The organism is Mycobacterium sp. IDUB_19 (genome assembly GCF_055419445.1).
In genome coordinates this window covers 116,193-134,645 of sequence record NZ_JBVAXR010000011.1, presented here as the reverse complement: position 1 = coordinate 134,645, position 18,453 = coordinate 116,193, and the positions used below count along the sequence as shown (strand labels likewise).

Below are 18,453 nucleotides of genomic sequence, written 5' to 3'. Positions count from 1 at the left end.
CCCGCTGGCCAACCTCGCCGCTCTTTTCGACCGGGCTCGGACGCTACGAAGCGGCGGCCACCATCGCCGGGTTCGCGGGTCAATCCCCTCACCGCACTGGCATTTCCTGAAATCAATATCTCAATCGCACACCTAGACGACGTCCTCGGCGACCACACCTACGAATGGCTCGCCCGCAAGGGCGAAACGATGACCACCGCCGCCATCGTGGCGTACGCCCTACGACCAAATCGACCAGGCCCGAGCAGAACTGAACGCAGTCTCGAAATAGACCACATATGAGACGCCGTTTGAAGGCTTTCCGATGTCGGCGTTTCTCGACGTCAGACTGTCTCAAATGTTCGCCTCAGAAATATATGTCGCATATTTATCGTTGAACTAATTGTGAGACAAGAAGATTCGCAGCAAGTCAATCTTTCAAGCGGTGGATCGCGCGTCGGATATACGCGCGTCAGCACTGTCGCCCAGACTCTCGAACAGCAGAATGCCGCACTCGAAGTAGCGGGCGTGACGAAGACTTTTTCCGACACCATGTCCGGTACTCGCGATGACCGTCCCGGCCTGGCTGCCCTGCTGGACTACGTCCGGCCGGGCGACACCGTGGTGGTCTGGAAGCTAGACCGGCTCGGACGCAACATGATCCACATCCTGCAGACGGTCAAGGGACTGATCGACCAGGGCATCACCCTCGTGTCGACCACCGACGGAATCGATTCCTCGACTGCGGCGGGTCGGATGATGATCGGTGTCCTTGGATCTCTTGCCGAGTACGAACGTGAGCTGGTCAGGGAGCGGACAGCGTTGAAGCGGCAGGCTTCTCGGGCCAACGGCACTAGGTTCGGACGACCGAGGCAGGTCGCGGACGCCGAGCATATCGCCACCGCGAAGCGGATGAAGGCGGACGGCCACACCGCCAAGGACATCGCCAAGTACCTTGGGGTCAGCCGCGCCACGCTCTACCGCTATCTCGCCGCCTAACACCTCAAGCGTCTGGTCCTCTCCTCGCGCCCCTGCCGCCCACCGGCGTCCTCGATCCACCCCAGCAGCGGCCACCCGGCCCTGCGTGACGAGAGGAGACAACAGATGACCGATTGGAGCCGCAGTGGCGTCCCCTTGACCGAAGCTCACGACGACGCCGAGATCATCTGGGGTGATCCCCCCGCCGATAAGGTCGACGAGGGAGTGCAACGTCTTATTGCCCGGCTGCACGCCGAGCTGCGCCGTTATCCCGAAGTGGCCGAAATCGACGAGCACATTTACGGTGTTGTGTCGTACGCGTGCTCGCAGTGGCATGTCGGTGAACCCCGGCACGACCCCATCCCGCAGATCATTCGCCGGACATCGTTCGCGCTGGCTCGATCGGGAAAATCGATGAAGGTGCTAATCAGTTGCGCTGCGAATTGGCGAGCGAAGCGGGTGTACGTGCCGTAAGTGATCCATCGACCTAGCGGCCCCCGGACCAGCTGGGTTATGACGTTAGCGACTTGCGCCGGCAGCAGTCCGGTTTCTGCGGAGGTGCCAGGACCCAGAAGCTCTGTAGGACTGATGCGATGAGTCTCAGCTCTGACATGGTCGATGAGGAACTACCGTTGTGCAAATCCCACGCGGGGACGATCAGCCGCTTGGTGCTGTCGAGCAGGATGCGCTCGCCGAAAATTTTGGTCAGCACCTCGCGCAGGGGTGCCGGATCATAGGCGGCGTGGAAGAACCTGGACGGCAGTCGCCACCATCGGCGCCGGTGCGCCGGGAACACCGATGTGCCTAGGTCGGTGTAATGCTCGACGATCTCGGCGGGTCGCAGCCCGGCGCCCAAGGCCAACGCAATGATGCCGCCGGCCGAGGTGCCCGCGACTAAATCGAAGCAATCGCGCACTTCGACGTTGAAGTCGGCCTCCAGCTGCGCCAGGATTTGGGCCGCGAACAGCGCCTTGATGCCGCCCCCGTCGAGGGCGAGCACCTGAAAGCGCGGTCCTTCCAGCACCGACACACCTCACTTCGCGGCCCGTGGCCGTGTACGGCGGGGCCCCGACCGACGGGGTGACTCGTGCGCGGGATCACGCCGAAAGGGGTAACCCGATCGGGCGTGGTCGTTTAGGATCAAGGAGTCCTACCAAGACATCCGTGGCCCTTGCTGGAGTCAGCTCCGACCAGGGCCTCGGCTTTCTCGTTGACGTTGATGACGTCCGAGTGTCCATGTTACCGGCGCGGTCCGACATGTTGCGGATGTCAACGTGCGCCGTGGGAAGCCGACACGGGTCGACGGCTCTGCCACGAACGCTCGGCGCTCTCCGGCTAGCCAGCAACCCGCCCGAACGCCAGCTGGTCATCGGCCCCGCGCACTCGGTGGGGCAAATTTCAGGCGCGGGCGGTTATGTTCCTGCTGCTGATTAGACGCGCGAATGATCTTCGGCCGCGCCATGGATGGACACGAATGGATAGCAACGTGGATAGCAACGGCACCCGGTTTGCGGATGTTCGCTGCTGTTCGCCGACATGCAGATAGGCCGCGTGAGGTGCACAGACGGGATACCGGCGGATGTCCAGGAACGCCGAAAAACGACACTGGGGGTCAAGTGGTCGCAGGCACTGAAACCAGGCTCGGCGGGCCAACATCGGCCGGAGGACCTCCCGCTAGGGACCTGGCTCCGCGCCAAGCGCTGGGCTGCCGCGCACCGTCGACCGGGGCGAGCGGATCCAGAGCATTTAGCGCTTTGTTGGGGCAATAGCAGCCGTCTGCTGGCTGCTGAGGACTTTACGAACGGTGCTTGCGTGCCACGCGCGGCCGCCTTGGGCGGTCGCAACTCCATCACGCACCAAACCGTGTGCAATGGCTCGCAGCGACAAACCGGCATCACGCTCAGCGATAATGCGCGCGATGGTCTCAAGCGGCAAATTCGACGGCCGACCCAGTCGCACCCCTTGCGCGCGCTTGACGGCGAGGGCTTCACGGGTGCGCTCGCTGATGCGATCGCGCTCGAAGCGGGCCACCGACGCAAACAGAGACAGTTGCATCTTGCCCACGGCAGTCGAGGTGTCGATTTCCATGTCTCCGAACAGGATTCCCCAACCTTGGCGGGTCGCGTAATCCTCGTCGATTTCGAGAGCTACCCGAACATTGCGGGCAAGCCGGTCTAGCTTGGCGACGATGAGCCGGTCGGCCCGGTCATCGGCAAGTGCGCGGAGCGCGCGCTTGAGCGCGGGGCGTTTATCGATTGCGATTGCCCCGCTGACGTTTTCGTCTACGAATTCGGTAACGATCTCGTAGCCGTGCTGTTTTGCAAGCCGAGTGCACGCTTCGCGTTGTGCTTCGAGTGACGCGCTCTGTTCATCGGTGCTGACCCGCAGATACACCACAGCGCGCTTGCCCTTACGGATACCGGGCAGTGTCACAAGTTCAGCGTACACCAAACGGTCTATTGGTGTACATCCCGCCGCCGGTGGCTGCCGGCGTGACTGGCTGGAGCCCCGGTTGCGCATCGCTTTGAGATGACGCAGCCAACCTGCACGCATCCAGCCGCACAATCGGGGAGCGGCGCTTGAGAATCCGTGTCATCAGGCGCAAAGGAGCTCTGGCTCGCGGCGGTGGCCCTAATCCCTGGCTGTGTCCGTACCAGCCGACCTGATGGGTATTTACGCAGTTCACGGGCCATTTCGATGTGCCAGCGAACCGATCTGGGCTATGTGCCGGCGATCTCAGCGTGAAAGGTGCGGGGTAGTGCGCCAGGATTTCAAATTGAATGACTGTTCAGAACCGAGCGCGCCGAAACACGTCGTGTGGCAATGGCTCTGACGACCCTTTCGAGCCTATGACCACCCGTTTGACCCGAGAGGTGCCGAGTCCTTTCGAGACCCGGAGGCGGCGGGGAGGGCCGACAAATGTCGCGGGACCTGTCAGGCTTTCCAGCGAGATTTCGCGCTGGCACGTGGACTGGCTTTCGCGGCCGCGGATTGATTCCCGCGGGCCGCCTTTACGGGCGACTTGTCGCCGGTCTTCTTCGCCGCGACCTTGGGAACGGCCTTCCTCGGCGAGGTGCGAGTGGTTCTTGCTGCCATCGGTTGAGATGCGCGGCTGACTTCGACAATCTGATCGTCGTCGGTGTTGTGTCGTACGCGTGCTCGCAGTGGCATGTCGGTGAACCCCGGCACGACCCCATCCCGCAGATCATTCGCCAGTTGCGCTGCGAATTGGCGAGCGAAGCGGGTGTACGTGCCGTAAGTGATCCATCGACCTAGCGGCCCCCGGACCAGCTGGGTTATGACGTTAGCGACTTGCGCCGGCAGCAGTCCGGTTTCTGCGGAGGTGCCAGGACCCAGAAGCTCTGTAGGACTGATGCGATGAGTCTCAGCTCTGACATGGTCGATGAGGAACTGATTAGCACCTTCATCGATTTTCCCGATCGAGCCAGCGCGAACGATGTCCGCCGCGGCGTCCGCACCCACTGGCTCATAGGTCATTTCCTGGTCAATCTGGAAGTCGACCGACATGGGTTTGCTGTACACGAAAGAGCTGACATTGGGTACAAACGCATAGAGCTCGCCGTCACGCTCGGCGGCTAGAGTGACGGTCCGCGGCCCATCTTTGACCAGGTAAAATTCACCCATTTCCGGTCCTCTCTGGATCTATAGGTGGAAGGTACTTCTTCGTTTGAACTGGGACATCGCCCACCGACGTGAGCTTGCGTAAACCTGGCGGCGTGGCGACAGATTCCCAAAGCTTGACCGATCTGTCGAAGGCACTTAAACGCGTCTCATACGACAGGGCGACATCCCGATATTTCTCATAGTCGGCATGGCCGCGCTCCTTACGCTCGAATGCGGTCTGGGTGTGGAATTGCAACTCGCACCTGTGACCAGTGGGTCCGGAAAGCGTGAGATGGATGCCCTTGTACGGGTTACCCCGGACGAATGATTCCTCCACCTCGAGCACGGTCCACCCGTTGGCCCGCAACGTATCGGTTACCGTTTTCAATGTCGCTATCAGATCGGTCTGCTTTTTGGTAGCTACTGTGTAGCGGATTGTGTCGTTCAGGCCCCTGGCGGCTTCGGCAGGTGTGAGCCTCTTCGCGTCGGCCTTATCACGGATCTTGCGAGCCAACGAACTGGGCGACTTCAGCCGCCACTTGAGGGCCACTACTGTGCCTGGTCCGGATCCAACAGATGCCAGCAGTTGACTAGTCATGTTCGCCTCGTGGTGTAAAGCGTCGCGCAGTGCATCGAGTGCGGCTTCGGCAACTTGAGGGTGTTCCGACTCAACTAAAGCTAGCTCTTCATCGGCCTTCGCTTCCCATGCTAGCGCCGGTGCGTCCGATCGGTCGGCTGGCAGTAAATCCGCGCCGGTCAGGGGCCCGTTAGGTCCGCTCGGCATCAGCGACCCTTAACCACGCGCATCACGCGCGCGCGTCGACGGTCTCCATCCTCAAAGCCAACCCCCAAAGCCTCATAAGCATCGCCGTACTTTTCTGTGAGCCGAGCGCGCTGGACATAAGGGAGTCGCGCAAGACGGTCCGGGTCGGTGTTGTCAGCTAAGTCGGCGAGCTTAACTTCGCGCGCCAACGCGTGACTGCGTATGTTGCGGTAGTAATCCGTCGCCAACTGTTCCGGCTTGCGTGTGAGCAGTTGAACTGCTTCGACCACTTCGGCTGGCACACGCTGCTCTAACAGCTGTGCAGCCGTGGTGGAAGTGTCCTCGATGATGTCGTGCAGCAGTGCCGCGACGACTGCGCGGGTATCGGACGGATCGACATAACTGGCTACCCGACGCAGGTGCTCAACATAGGGCTCCCCGGCCTTGTCGAGTTGCCCGGCGTGGGCATCAGCTGCAAGCCGGCCAGCGAGCTCAACGGCGTCTAGGTCCACAACTTCAACTTCCTATGCTTAAACCGGGTGTCCCGATGGCAAATTTATCCTAGTCGGCGCGCAAGCACAGGCTCGTGAAATTCGAATGAGATGCAATGCAACTCCCAACAACCGGACTCGGCTGGGCCTTCAGTTGCCAATACCGCCCATGCTGACGATATTCCCGTTGGAATCCAGGATCAGCACGAAACCGCCCGTCAATTGGCGCAGATGGTCAGTGTATCTGTGATCACTGCATCAACGGCCTCGGCAATCGCTCGAACGCCGTCGCCGGCGATCTGTGTTGTGCGGTCTGTTAGCCCATCACTGAATTCTGTGCCGGCGACGTGTCGCAGAAACACGGCGGCCGATGATGTTTCCCGCATGGTCTTCATAATCGGTTGCTCTTCCAGAGTTCTGGTCGACACCTAGCACTGATTCATGCTCTTTGCGCCAGCGATGAAAGTTCTCGGCCCGAGTGGTGGACATTGCTGTCCATACAGGACTCGAGACCAGCGTGTGGAGTGCGGCTATAGAACCCTGATGGATCGCCGGTGTTGTCCTGCGCAACACTCGGATTGTGTCTGCGTTGAGCGATAGCCATGCCGCGCGCAGATTGGTGACAAATGGCTCGTAATTGTCCGCGAGTGGTTTCAACTTCTCGACCGAGTCGAACTGTTCGCGTGTTGCAGGGTCGGTCCGCGCGACCCGCGCGACAAAGTTGATTAGACGATGTCCGACGCTCACCGCCGTGTCGACGGACGTGTCAGCGAGGTAACGCTGTGCGAGTGCCATTCCGGCCGGCTCGGTCTGCGCGGAAATCGCTCGGCTATGCCACGTCGCCTCAATGTAGCTCGCAGCACTGAGCATCAGTGATTCGGCGATGGATCCGGCGAGTGCACAGGTCTCTCGCCATTGGCTTGTGGTCACCGATGCGAAGGGGTTGGGCTCAAAGTCGGCCCTGCTATACCCCCATGCGCGGTAGCAGACTCGATGGACTTCGTCCAGGCCGAGTTCGTGGAGGTCGGGCCGCAATCGAACTTCGCGCTGATGGACTCCGATGTGCATCAAGCTCGACCAGTAAGGCGCCGCTGCGTCCGACTCAGGATTGTTTACCACCCTGCAATCGTCCCAGTACTTCGGGGAATAGGAGGAATTGTTCGGCGTGCTGGTCGGCTTCTGATTGGGTCATAGCCACAGTCCGACGCTTACTTGAATATTTCGACCATAGAAGACCCGGATCGGACACGTCCGACTACTGCGATACCTCGAACGCGAGTCGCGTAGGCCAAGGATTACGCCGCGCGCGCATCTGTCGGTGCGATTTGGAAGGATAGGTCGAGTGTCAGGGTGGGGAAACCAGTCCGGGATCGCCTACCAGCAAGCGCACGCCGTTTTAATCTGTCTGGGACTTCTTGACGGCAGCCTCCCTGGCGCGTGTGCGGTCGGCGTAGAGAGCGCTGTCGATGCCTTCGACCTCGAATTGCTCGACGAGCGCGGCGGGTCACTCAAAGCGCTACAGATCAAGAATCGTCAGCTCGACGAAACTTGGGCACCAGGCGATCTTTATCCGATTATCAAGGGGTGGTGTCGACTGCCTGGTCACCCGCCCCAAGGCCTTGAGTTACGCCTTGGGGGCCGACTGGGCCCAAAAGGCAGAGAACTTCAGAGAGCCCTCGAAGAGGCCGCGGTCGGCGATCCGACACAACTCGCAAAGTTGGCCGAGAGTGCCCTCGAGTCAAATGAACTGTTCGCAGCGGCCAGTGTGCGCGTCGTAGTGGACGCGACCCCGACGGCGAGCTTGCTGACGGCCGGGAGCCAACAGGCCATGTCGCTGCTGCCGATGCCACGGACTGGACCTGATGCAAGAGCCGAAGCCGACAGCATCCTGGGCGCTCTGTACCTGCTGGTGACCGACAGGGCCACCCGAAATGATGCGACAGAACGCGTAGTCACGCGAGCCGAGGTCGCTCAGCTATTCGGCCTCAACGAAGTCGACCTTGATCAGCACTGGGATCTGGCGGCTCAGAACGCGTATAGAGACACAGTCGTCCTGCGCGAAACGGCGAAGAGTGTCATCGAGGATCTACGTCGCCAGCTCACGCCGGTCGAACGCGCCGCTGGGATACAAGACGACGACTCGATACCTCTCACCGATTTACTTGAGCAGGCAGGCCACGCTCTCATCAGCGGGCAGTCGGGTACTGGTAAGACAACTACTGCTACGAAGATGCGACATCTTTTTGCTGCGGCCGGTCGGACGCTGGTGATCGCCAACGCAGAAGCGTTCATCCCGGGCAGACTGGCAGCCCTGGTGAGCAACGCAGTGACCGCGGTTATCGACCGGCCAGTTGGTATCTCCATCGGCCGCTCGATTCTCAGTGACCCAACGGCCACGGTCGTGTTCGATGGCGCGGCAGAGATGACGGTCGATCAGCGGGAAGCGTTTGCGAACGAGTTGGCGCCGCTAGTGAACTCGACTACTGCCTGCAGAACCATCCTCATCGGTCGTGACGCGGCTGTACTCAACTCGATTCTCCCGCATTATGTTTCGAAGAGCGCGTATACATTGCGAGGCATTCGTCGAGACCAGCGCGAAGAGCTGGTCACCGATGTTCTGAACCGCATCGGCGCGCCGGAGTCCGGCGATGTCAATCGAGTTTCGGCGCGGGCAATGTACGCACTCAAAGACGCGTCCTGCGTGCCGTACTTGCTCACGATCGCGGCTGAATTGATCTGGTATGGCTTCGATATCAAGAGCCGGGCCCAAATGTATGCCGTCTTCACTGAAGAGATGGCTCGCCGCCGCGGGGTAACTGAGCTTCAGTTCTGTCTGCTTGCTCTCGGTTTTGCGTTCGGCGAGCTCCTCAGGAGTGGTCGCCGTCAGTGCGACCAGTTTGATTGGAGGCAGTTGCTGGCGAAGTCATCTCTTGTGCTTCATGAGCGAAGTGTGGACATCGCCCCCGACGTGATTGAGAGCCTCGCACGGCAGGGCGGCTTCGTCACCTACGAGAACTATGACCAAACCGTGCGTCCAGTTCACGACTCGCTGGCCGATTTCTTTGCTGCCATGGCGGTCGACAAGGGCCTTCTCGCGCTACCACAGTCTGTAACGACAAACGACTCACTACAGCTCCAGTTCCTCGCCGAGTTGTCAGGCGTGTCAACGGAATTGGCTGATCTAATAACTAAAGAGTTGCCCTTCCTTAGTGTATCGGTTGCGTCGTTCGACGCCGGCCCATTGGCGCCGGATGCACCACGTGCGGTGGCTAGTTTACTATCAAACGTCCTTGGCGACACCGGTCTCAGGCGGCCCTCGGTACAGATCGCGGAGTCTGTAGACCAGCGCATCTTCGTACTTACAGATGTGTCGAACGAGTCGGAGTTTATTTCGACGGATGACGTCGCTTCCCTAATCTTTCGACACGGTGCCAGCGAGAGTAGCGGGGGGCCGCTACGAATCGCGGTTACGCTATGGAAGAACATGCTTGAGTCTCTACTCGAAGGCACCCGGGTAGGTTGGCGAATCCCTGAGACCGAAAGCCAGGCCGCCGCTGCCGTCGCGGAGCATGCGGACGCAACGGTGAGGCGCGTGAAATCCCTTACACGTGAGCTCTTTCCAAGCTGCTGTTACGAGCGCGTTCTGGCTCTAGCACTGCCAGAGTCGTTGGATATAGCGATACAACCCGGCCGGCGAGACAAAGACCCGTATTGGCCGATCATTTGGCGAGACTCGCCCACGACGAGGATACGGGTGATCAACTTCGACAGCTGGCACGCGGAAGGCCCACACACCGGTTGGGGCAGCGTCGACTCGATACTACGAAAGTCGCCGGAAGACACTGCCAAAGAGTATGTACGCAAGGCAATCAATGAGCTCGTTGACATGCCTTGGCTCAGGTAGGCATTGAAGGGTGACAAGATCGAATGAGCACTAAGGAAGTTTGGGCCGCTGTGGCATCGCTCGCGGATTGCTGGTCGCAATCGCGCAAAGTGATTGCGGTAAGAGAAGAGCTGTCATTCGATCTGGACAGCCAAGACGCTACGCCATGTTTGCGCTACCTTGCTCTCCGAGATCCGCAGTCGCTTACGAAGATGCCCTTCCATGTCCATAAGGCTTTTCCGCATATGGGCATCGACGTCAGCCAGCGCGACCGCGAGTTTGCAGCTAATTCCGCCGCAGTCGAGATGGCCTTTTTTCACCTCACCTGGTGGATACGGTCGCGGCTTCCGGGCTTCCCGCATATCCCGGCGCCGCAGCTTGCGCAAGAGTCGTTCCACGCGATGAACAACTTCACCGTGCCGTGGGCTGATCAACTTCTGCGGGCGGGCATCGAGTACCAGGATCGACCCGCCAACTGTGACTTCCAGATGGGCGTGGACGCTGACGATCGTTTCACTGCGCTAGCCAACGCGTTCAGAGAACTGCCTTCCTGGAAGGCGTTCTCGAAGGCGCATGAAGCGCTGGAGGAGCATACGCGCGAGGAGCTTGTCGAGGCGAAACTGCAGTTATCACGACGGGCAGCGGATGCTTCTCAACAGGCGGGCTTGGATTACGGTGATCCACGCGAGGGGCTGAATCGAGCTCGGTCGATCACTATGGCGGCACTGGAGGCGCTTTCGCCACAGGCGCGCTACTTCGCTGAGGCGTTCGATTCAGTCAATGAAGAGATCGACCGTGTGACAACCGTTGTGATGACTCAACTTGTCGCTTATGGCCCGCCTAAAACGCTTACAGGTGTCAGCGACTTGATTGTGACTAAGGCTGATCCGCCGCAGGCGTCATTCAAGCTCCTCGACGCTGCCTACGCGGGAGGCATCTATTGGACTGACGACGCACTGATCGAGGATGCGGTCCTCCTTGAGTGCTTCCGATTTGCCGGCGACAATGTGTTCGCAACGCGGTTCCACGCCGACGCAACGGTGCTCTTGGGCACCCGAGTGGCATGGAAGGGGATGTAGCGGCGTGAAGACGCTCCGAACTTGATCGCCCGACTCATCTACCCTCGCGTGAACCGCGCTAGTACGCGTCCGTAGCCATAGCCTCCGTTGGGCGAATGGCTGTGTTGTTGGCTGATGCCATTTCAGCACGAGGGTCGTGCGCGGCGGAAATCCTGTATACCCCGGCTGTCTCCCTACCAGCCGACCAAATTACGTTGGTGCAGCTCAAGGTCACTCTCAGCAGAACGCGAGGCCGATTCGGGTTATCCGCCGGCTATCAGTCACATTCTTTGGTGCTCCGACATTTCAACTCGCACAACATAAGCCGAGGCAGGCGCGGCACCCGGACGTCGCACTTGAGCGCGCGGTGCGCTTGGTTGAGCGGGCCGAACCGCGACTTGTCGATGCGGAATGGGCCGGCGAGACCTTTGATGTCGCGCACCAGTTTCACTTCTCGCGATTGACGTAATCGAAATTCATCGGCGGAGCTGCCGCAGGTTCTCAAATCCCATGTCCAATTCTCAAATGAAATGTCCACTGCGTGTCCAATTGGACATCCGACCTCATTGAGCTATGCGGAAAGATAATCGGGAAACGACCGGCGCCTTCTTCGACCTGTGGTCGGAGGTTGCGATAACGACGAGCCGAGCTAATGATGCTTCGCTACAACAAGATCGATCGCACCGACTATCGCGGGCCTGATTGCAAGGCAGCCCGAATCTGGTTGGAGTGGGCACTGGGTCTGGTCAGCGCCACACGAGGTAACGAATGCTCGATAAACGTAAAGAAATGCTCGATGAATAGTAGGGCCGCTAGGCACGCGGGGTCTAGATAGTAGTGACAGTACTATCTCGGAATCTTGGCGCACTATCCGCATCCTCTAATATACGAACACCGATCTTCACACCGCAGTTGGCCGACGAATGACCGGTTGACCCATCGGATAATCATGGCGCGGGCCGATCATTCGGTGCTGATGTCGGCGGAGGTTCTGGGCTGCGCCGGTGTGGGGATCAGTGGCTGCGGCGATGTTGGGGGAAGGCGAGATCACGTTGGCAACTGAAGGACGCCCCGTGCCGTCGGCCCGGCCGCCCGCCGCAGACGAGCGCTCCGACGAGCCCGATCAGCCGGTGGAATTCTGGTCGACCGCCGACATCCGCTCGGCCCTAGACGACGGTGATATCGATACTTGGAAGTGCATTGCCGCTGCGTTGAAGCGCGACCCATACGGGCGCACCGCGCGTCAGATCGAGGAAGTCCGCCAGGGCACGCGTCCATGCAGCATTGCCGAAGCGCTTTGGGAGGTGGTGGTGCGCGCCCGCACCCGCCTCGAAGCGAACGAACGCGCCGAGGTGGCCCGCCAGGTTCGACACGTAATCGAATGGTCTGGCTTGGGACAGCGGGAATTCGCGGCTCGCATCGGCGTGGCACCCGAGGACCTGGCCTCCTACCTCGACGGAACCGGTAGCCCGTCGGCGCAGCTGATGATTCGAATGCGTCGGTTGTCTCAGCGGTTCGTTAAGGCAAGGGCCGCGGCCGAGCAAAGGCAGTAGTTACCGTGATGGTGATGGGCATAGGTGAAGCGAGCTATGGCGTGCCACAATTCGCCGCTGGCCGCCCTTGGGGTCAAGTGGTCGCGGGCACCGCGCTGCAGGACGCCGACCCTAGTGCTGTGGCGCAAAAGGATGCCTAAAAGGGGCCGCACACGAGTGGATTCGACTGCCGTCTGAGGCTGGCCGCTGTGGCTAGATGTTGGTGCTAGGAACCGAGAATGCGCTTGGTTACAGCAGGTGTCGTCGTCAAGCGCTGCGAAAGCGTGGACGTGACTTGCGCGGTGTCGGCCGCGCGTACTTGCGACGGCTCGAGCATCGTTTGAACGTGACCCGGGTGCCGTGAGGTTATGCGTCATCTGGAGCTGGAAGAATCGAACACGGCACAACCGCCCCCGAGCCTAGGCGAAAGACACACCGGCAGTTGCCTTTTGACGTGACCGGCGCTGGTAGCAACTCCAATCATTCATCCCCTTCAAACGGAACTCGGCCCGACCTCCCCTCCTAGCCATCGCCAGCCGGTCGATAGATCGAGGCTAAGAGCCCACTAATGCTGGGATGTGGTGGTGTTGGGGCGCAGTTGGGATTGGCAGGGGCCTGGTGCGTACTTGTAGCGGCCACCAAAACCAGCGGCCGAGAAGCGCGGCGATTGCTGGTGTCATGAAGGACCGAACGACCAGGGTGTCGAACAGCAGGCCCATTCCGATGGTGGTGCCGACCTGGGCGAGGGTGAGCAGCGCGCTGACGCTGAAGGAGATCATCGTGAAGGCGAACACCAGGCCGGCCGAGGTGACCACGGCGCCGGTGCCGGCCATGGATCGGATGATGCCGGTCTTGATGCCGGCGCCGATCTCTTCTTTGAACCGCGATACCAAGAGCAGGTTGTAGTCCGACCCGACCGCGAGCAGGATGATCACCGATAACGCCATGACAATCCAGTGCAATTGGATGCCGAGGATGTACTGCCACATCAACACCGACATTCCGAACGACGCGCCGAGGGAGAGTACGACGGTGCCGACGATGACTGCTGCGGCGATCACGGCGCGGGTCAAGACCAGCATGACGACGAAGATCAGTATCAGTGCTCCTACGGCGGCAATCATCAGGTCGTAGGTGGATCCCTCTTTCATGTCCTTGGCGATGGCGGCGGTGCCGCCGATGTAGATGTATGCATTTTCCAGCGGGGTGCCTTTGATGGCTTCGAAGGTGGCGTTGCGGATCGCCTGAACGTGACCGATGCCCTCGATAGTGGCGGGTTCACCGAGGTGAGTAATGATGAAGCGCACCGATTTTCCATCCGGTGAGATGAACATGGTCATGCCACGTGTGAAGTCGGCATTGTCGAAGACTTCCGGCGGCAGATAGAACGAGTCGTCGTTCTTGGAGGTGTCGAAGGCCTGGCCCATGGGGTTGCCTTTGCTGGCCGCACCTGCCTGCTGGTCCTGCAGTCCGGCCATGGTGCTATGCATCGACAGCATCATGGTGTGCATCGACTTCATCATCGTGACCATGGGTATCAGCAATTTCAGCATTTCCGGCATGATCGCGTCGAGCCTGTCCATCTGGGGCACCAATTCCCCGATCGCGTCGCTGAGCTCGTCGACGCCGTCGAGCGTGTCGAAGACTGACCGCAGCGCCGCGCACACCGGGATATCGAAACAGTGTTTCTCCCAGTAGAAGTAGCTGCGGACCGGGCGAAGGAAGTCATCGAAATCGGCTATATGGTAACGCAATTCGTTCATTTCGGCGACCATGGTCTTCATCTGCCCGACAATGTTATGGAGGATGCCGGTGATCTCTTTCATGATGCCGATCATGCTTTCCATGGTGGTGATCATCGCGTTCATCTGGTCGGCCATAAACACCATGTCGTCCATCTGGGACTGCATGTAGTCGCGCGTCAATTGCTGGCTTACACCCTGCATGCCGATCTGATACGGAATGGAGGAGTGGTCAATCGGGGTTCCCAACGGCCGGGTGATGGTCTGCACCCGCGCGATACCGGGAGTATGAAAGACGTTGCGGGCTATGCGTTCGATGATCAGCATGTCTGCGGGATTGCGAAGATCCTCATCGGTTTGCACCATCAGGACTTCCGGATTCATCCGAGCCTGGGAGAAATGCCGGTCCGCGGCGGCGAAACCTTGCATGGCTGCAATATTTTTCGGCATGTATCGGCGTTCGTTGTAATTGACCTTCACGCCGGGCAGCGCGAGCAGACCAACGAGCGCCAGCGCGCATGCCGCCGCCAGAATGGGGGCAGGCCAACGGACCACAGCCGTCCCGATCCGCCGCCAACCACGGGTCCGTGCAACATGTTTAGGCTCGAGGCGCCCAAACCGGGTCGCGATCACCAGCACCGCCGGGACCAGAGTCAACGATGTCAGCACCGCCACCACAATGCCGGTCGCCATCGGCACACCGGCCGTTTGGAAAAAGGGCAGCCGGGTGAAAAACAGGCAAAACACTGCGCCGGCGATCGTCAGGCCCGAACCGAGGATGACATGCGCGGTGCACCGATACATGGTGTAAAAGGCAGATTCGCGGTCCTCACCGGCGTTGCGTGCCTCGTGGTAGCGGCCCAGAATGAAAATCGCATAATCGGTTGTGGCCGCGATGCCCAACACGGTCAGGATGTTCACCGAGAACGTCGACAGGCTGATCATGTTGTAATGGCCGAGGGCAGCGACGACGCCGCGGGCTGCCACCAGTTGCAGGACCACCATGATGAGGACCAACACCACTGTTGTGGCACAGCGATACACGATGTAGAGGCTGACCAAGATCACCAACAGCGTGATGGCGGTGACCAGTTTCACGCTTTTATCCCCAACTTGGTGGCGATCGGCGTCCAGCGCAGTCGCGCCGGTGACATAGACATGCAGGCCGGGCGGAGATGGTGTGCTGGCGATGATCTGGCGAACTGAGGCGATGGAGTCGTGGGCCAAAGGTTGACCCTGGTTGCCGGCCAAACTGAGCTGCACGTAGGTAGCCTTGCCGTCGGGGCTTTGTGCTCCCGCCGCGGTCAGCGGGTCTCCCCAGAAATCCTGAACGTGCTCGATGTGGGTTTTGTCAGCTTTGAATTTGTTGACCAGCTCAGCGTAATAACGGTGGTCCTCACCTCCTAGCGGCCGGTCACCTTCGAACACCACCATCGCCGAGCTGTCGGAATTGGACTCCTGAAAAACCCGGCCAATGTGCTTCAGGGCCTGCATCGCGGGGGCATCGGAAGGGCTCACCGACACTGAGTGTTCTTCTCCCACTTGCTCCAAGGAGGGCACGGCCACGCTGAGCAACACGGCCAGTCCTACCCATCCCAGCAGGATCGGTACTGCCAACCTGTGAATGAACCGGGGGATGATCGGCCGAGCGCCCTTGAGGTCGGTGCTCATGCCGACTTCACCTGGCAGAAGGTGAAAGCGTCCACGCCGTGCGCGGACTTCTCGTCTTTGACGTTGCCGTCCACGCTGATGCGGCAGCCGATGGTCTGGGCGCTGCCCTGAGCAAGAAGGATGGGAGCGGTCGCCGGCGCGGTCGTCGTCAGCGTCAGCGACCAGGGAAGCGGCACCTTCTTGAGGCTGCGCGGATTCGCCGACAGATCAAGGTAATTGATAGTGGCGACGTCGCCTGCCGGCCCGAACACCTCATAGGTTATCCGCTTCGGGTTAATCGGCTTGGCGTCATTGGTGATCCCGGAGCCTTCCCGGGTGATCTCGTTATCAGACCCGAAAACTCGATGCATCCGGTAGACCACGAATCCTCCTAGCGCGATTGCAGCCACGACCAATAGTGGCAGCCAGTACTGCCTGGCCCTACTCAGCATGAGAACCCCTGCCCTCAGCAGCCTTTGGGACATCCATCGGCCGGTGATCCAATCCGATTCTGTCGCTATCGACGGTGTCGTTGCCGCCACGACTGAACTTGCCCATGGTTGCGTAGTGAATGTCGACATCGGCGGTTGAGCGAAAGACGAATGTGCTACAGAACTCATCGTGGGGGATCGCGGTCGACGCGTCGGTGTCGACCGTATCGTGACACATCGTGAATTTACTTGCAGTCTTGCGCAATTCGGTGATCCGTGCGGGTCGTTTAATGGCCGCGATCGCAACGTGATGCCGAGCAGATTCCGGCGCAGGCACAGCGAAGGCGATCACAGAATGACCAGCAGGACCGAGGCCCTCAGGACAGCGGCTAGCGGCCTTACTAAGGGCTTGGCCGAAGCTAGGGCGGTTAACGCCACGGTGGTCATGTGAACTCCTTTGATGTGACCTCCCGTCCTCATGACGGGTCTGCAGAACAACCAGAGCCGATACCGCGTGCTTCTTATTGCGTTGCGGAACACACGGTTTGACACTCGGCGGTCAGATAAGCGGTGATCATGTTGGCGATTTCGTGGCCCCATTGTGGCCACGTCATGCCGTCAGGAAACCACGGCGATATCGCGGCACGGTGCGCCGCGGCCCCGATCACAGTGCGAAAGGCAATGTTCAGCGCCGCCATGGGATCTCCGTGCTGGATCTGTTCCTGGTGAGGTGCTACAGCGTCGAGAAACCGCTGCTGCAAGCTGGTGAGAGTGCGCAGTCCTTGCTCTGAGGCATCGGGTCCGTGTCCACCTGCCAGGACGGCGGGTATGAGGCGGCCCCTGTCGTTGAGGGTTTCGCTTAGCGCCGTGGTGAAGCCGTTGACAACACCACGCACCGACAACTCCGCCGTGTCGAGTGCTGCGGCGACGCGTTGTTCGAGTTGCTCCACGAATGCTTGTTTCACGGCTTCGATGAGTTGCTCTTTGCCTGCGAATCGCCGGTAGACGCCGCCGATGGAGACTCCGGCGTGTTCAGCGACGCGCGCGATCGTGAGCTCTTCGAGCCCCTCGTTAACGAGGACGTATTCGGCCGAGGCAAGTAACCGTTGCAGGGCTGCGCGACTGCGCGCCTGCTGCGGCGGGTGGAATGCTGACTCCGCCTGCCCGGGCGTCACTGCCCATGAGCCTGTAGGCCCGCCGGGATTGGGTCGGTGAGTTGGCCGACTATCTCTGGCAAGTCCCGACGGTGCGCCTTGCGCCATCGCCACTTCCTTTCGCGAATGCCTCAATGGCGCCGCCCGCAGCGACGTTAGCCGCGCGAACCGGAATGCGAATTCTTGTTCCTAACCATAGTCCACGAAGGCTCGCGGCTCAACACGGACATGCGGCTATCCCAGGCGTGTCGCCACCGCGAGCACTGGGACCGCGTCTGTGGGTAGCGGGGCGATTTCAACAGGCCGGATCGACATGAGCACAACGACTTGTGCGTGCGTCGGGCCGTGGATCGGTGGCTGGGCATTCTGCGCTGCGAACTAACGCGTTTAACCCGCTGGGGCTTGAGCGGGTTGGCGGTGGCACCGACTTGTTACCCTTCGCGAAACGCCGGTAGCCATTCTGCGGTCGCTGCCAATTTGTCCGCCAGCCACTCAGGGTCGGTCAGCATCACGGCGTGGCCGGTGTCACGCTGCCAGACGCGGCCCGCAGCGATCTCGCGCAGATGCTCTATATCCAGGCAAGTGCTCGACGGCCCGCTGATGATGTGGCTTTGCGGGATCGCGGCAAGGGCGCCTTCATTTCGTAGGTCGAGAGGCTGTTCAAAGCACTTCCACGGATGGGGGGTAAGCCGCGGGACCATCCACTCCAACACCGCTGGGTCCGACACCCCGTGATGGGATATCAGGCTCGGCGTCGGAATCAGGCCCAGTTCGACGCCGTCGATGGTAGCGACATCCATGCCCAGGGCACCGACGACCGCAGCGAGGTCGGATAGCGACTGGCCGTTGGCCGGGATGGCCGAGTTGAGGTACACCAGGTGGCCGACCCGGTCAGAGGCGCGGTCGGCCGCCCCGGTGATCACCATCCCCCCGGAGCCGTGACCGACGAGGATGGCATCACGCAGATCTTCGTAGCGCAGCAGCCCGGCGATCTCGCGAATGTGGCATGTCAGGTCCACGCCGTGGCTCACGAGGTGGAATCTCTCCGCGAGTCCTGCCAGCGTCGGGGCGTATACTTGATGTCCTTGTGCCCGCAGCAGTTTGGCGACCGGCTGGTAACACCAACCGCCAAGCCCGCCGCCGTGTACCAGAACGTAGGTAGACATCG

Annotated in this window: 16 protein-coding genes; 5 read left to right on the top strand and 11 right to left on the bottom strand. The window is 60.5% G+C overall.

Going from position 1 to position 18,453, the window contains the following annotated elements:
- Nucleotides 1-384 precede the first annotated feature (384 nt).
- Both ACZY0B_RS11900 and ACZY0B_RS11895 read left to right on the top strand, forming a co-directional pair.
- Nucleotides 385-978, top strand: coding sequence for a recombinase family protein (locus ACZY0B_RS11900; RefSeq protein WP_463764299.1), 594 nt, complete (start codon nt 385-387; stop codon nt 976-978).
- A gap of 105 nt (nt 979-1,083) precedes the next feature.
- Complete coding sequence (locus ACZY0B_RS11895; protein ID WP_463764298.1) at nt 1,084-1,431, top strand: hypothetical protein; 348 nt, start codon at nt 1,084-1,086, stop codon at nt 1,429-1,431.
- A gap of 37 nt (nt 1,432-1,468) precedes the next feature.
- Here the strand turns inward: ACZY0B_RS11895 and ACZY0B_RS11890 are convergent, their stop codons facing one another.
- The 6 genes from ACZY0B_RS11890 to ACZY0B_RS11865 form a co-directional block, all read right to left on the bottom strand.
- On the bottom strand, nt 1,469-1,981 hold the full coding sequence (locus tag ACZY0B_RS11890; RefSeq protein ID WP_463764297.1) for a patatin-like phospholipase family protein: 513 nt from the start codon (nt 1,979-1,981) through the stop codon (nt 1,469-1,471).
- A gap of 722 nt (nt 1,982-2,703) precedes the next feature.
- Nucleotides 2,704-3,390: a recombinase family protein gene (locus ACZY0B_RS11885; RefSeq protein WP_463764296.1), complete on the bottom strand. Its 687-nt coding sequence runs from the start codon at nt 3,388-3,390 to the stop codon at nt 2,704-2,706.
- Between the two features lie 501 nt (nt 3,391-3,891).
- Nucleotides 3,892-4,602, bottom strand: a complete 711-nt coding sequence (locus tag ACZY0B_RS11880) for a hypothetical protein (protein ID WP_463764295.1) — start codon at nt 4,600-4,602, stop codon at nt 3,892-3,894.
- Nucleotides 4,595-5,365, bottom strand: coding sequence for a hypothetical protein (locus tag ACZY0B_RS11875; protein WP_463764294.1), 771 nt, complete (start codon nt 5,363-5,365; stop codon nt 4,595-4,597). The genes ACZY0B_RS11880 and ACZY0B_RS11875 overlap by 8 nt, the downstream gene beginning before the upstream one ends.
- On the bottom strand, nt 5,365-5,856 hold the full coding sequence (locus tag ACZY0B_RS11870) for an HD domain-containing protein (RefSeq protein WP_463764293.1): 492 nt from the start codon (nt 5,854-5,856) through the stop codon (nt 5,365-5,367). Before ACZY0B_RS11870 ends, ACZY0B_RS11875 begins: the two co-directional genes overlap by 1 nt.
- 303 nt (nt 5,857-6,159) lie before the next feature.
- Nucleotides 6,160-6,954: a hypothetical protein gene (locus ACZY0B_RS11865; protein WP_463764292.1), complete on the bottom strand. Its 795-nt coding sequence runs from the start codon at nt 6,952-6,954 to the stop codon at nt 6,160-6,162.
- A gap of 223 nt (nt 6,955-7,177) precedes the next feature.
- Here ACZY0B_RS11865 and ACZY0B_RS11860 point away from each other — a divergent pair, with 223 nt between their 5' ends.
- The 3 genes from ACZY0B_RS11860 (at nt 7,178) to ACZY0B_RS11850 (ending at nt 12,329) form a co-directional block, all read left to right on the top strand.
- Entirely contained in the window at nt 7,178-9,739 is a 2,562-nt protein-coding gene (locus tag ACZY0B_RS11860; RefSeq protein WP_463764291.1) for an NACHT domain-containing protein, read from the top strand.
- 23 nt (nt 9,740-9,762) lie between these two features.
- A complete protein-coding gene (locus tag ACZY0B_RS11855) occupies nt 9,763-10,797 on the top strand; it encodes a hypothetical protein (RefSeq protein ID WP_463764290.1) in 1,035 nt (344 codons plus the stop codon).
- Nucleotides 10,798-11,822: 1,025 nt separating this feature from the next.
- Entirely contained in the window at nt 11,823-12,329 is a 507-nt protein-coding gene (locus ACZY0B_RS11850; protein WP_463764323.1) for an XRE family transcriptional regulator, read from the top strand.
- Nucleotides 12,330-12,862: 533 nt separating this feature from the next.
- Here the strand turns inward: ACZY0B_RS11850 and ACZY0B_RS11845 are convergent.
- From ACZY0B_RS11845 to ACZY0B_RS11825, 5 genes are all read right to left on the bottom strand, one after another.
- Nucleotides 12,863-15,721 (bottom strand): MMPL/RND family transporter, encoded by a 2,859-nt coding sequence (locus tag ACZY0B_RS11845; protein WP_463764289.1) that lies wholly within the window; start codon nt 15,719-15,721, stop codon nt 12,863-12,865.
- On the bottom strand, nt 15,718-16,083 hold the full coding sequence (locus ACZY0B_RS11840) for an MmpS family transport accessory protein (RefSeq protein WP_463764288.1): 366 nt from the start codon (nt 16,081-16,083) through the stop codon (nt 15,718-15,720). Before ACZY0B_RS11840 ends, ACZY0B_RS11845 begins: the two co-directional genes overlap by 4 nt.
- 58 nt (nt 16,084-16,141) lie before the next feature.
- Complete coding sequence (locus ACZY0B_RS11835) at nt 16,142-16,483, bottom strand: hypothetical protein (protein ID WP_463764287.1); 342 nt, start codon at nt 16,481-16,483, stop codon at nt 16,142-16,144.
- Nucleotides 16,484-16,652: 169 nt separating this feature from the next.
- Nucleotides 16,653-17,306 (bottom strand): TetR/AcrR family transcriptional regulator, encoded by a 654-nt coding sequence (locus tag ACZY0B_RS11830; RefSeq protein ID WP_463764286.1) that lies wholly within the window; start codon nt 17,304-17,306, stop codon nt 16,653-16,655.
- 410 nt (nt 17,307-17,716) lie between these two features.
- Entirely contained in the window at nt 17,717-18,451 is a 735-nt protein-coding gene (locus tag ACZY0B_RS11825) for an alpha/beta fold hydrolase (protein WP_463764285.1), read from the bottom strand.
- Nucleotides 18,452-18,453 lie beyond the last annotated feature (2 nt).

What these genes read in the sequence shown, in the direction of transcription:
- ACZY0B_RS11855 (WP_463764290.1), top strand. Translation starts at nt 9,763, where the DNA reads ATGAGCACTAAGGAAGTTTGGGCCGCTGTGGCATCGCTCGCGGATTGC.
- ACZY0B_RS11875 (WP_463764294.1), bottom strand. Translation starts at nt 5,365, where the DNA reads ATGCCGAGCGGACCTAACGGGCCCCTGACCGGCGCGGATTTACTGCCA.
- ACZY0B_RS11825 (WP_463764285.1), bottom strand. Translation starts at nt 18,451, where the DNA reads ATGTCTACCTACGTTCTGGTACACGGCGGCGGGCTTGGCGGTTGGTGT.
- ACZY0B_RS11895 (WP_463764298.1), top strand. Translation starts at nt 1,084, where the DNA reads ATGACCGATTGGAGCCGCAGTGGCGTCCCCTTGACCGAAGCTCACGAC.
- ACZY0B_RS11845 (WP_463764289.1), bottom strand. Translation starts at nt 15,721, where the DNA reads ATGAGCACCGACCTCAAGGGCGCTCGGCCGATCATCCCCCGGTTCATT.
- ACZY0B_RS11880 (WP_463764295.1), bottom strand. Translation starts at nt 4,602, where the DNA reads ATGGGTGAATTTTACCTGGTCAAAGATGGGCCGCGGACCGTCACTCTA.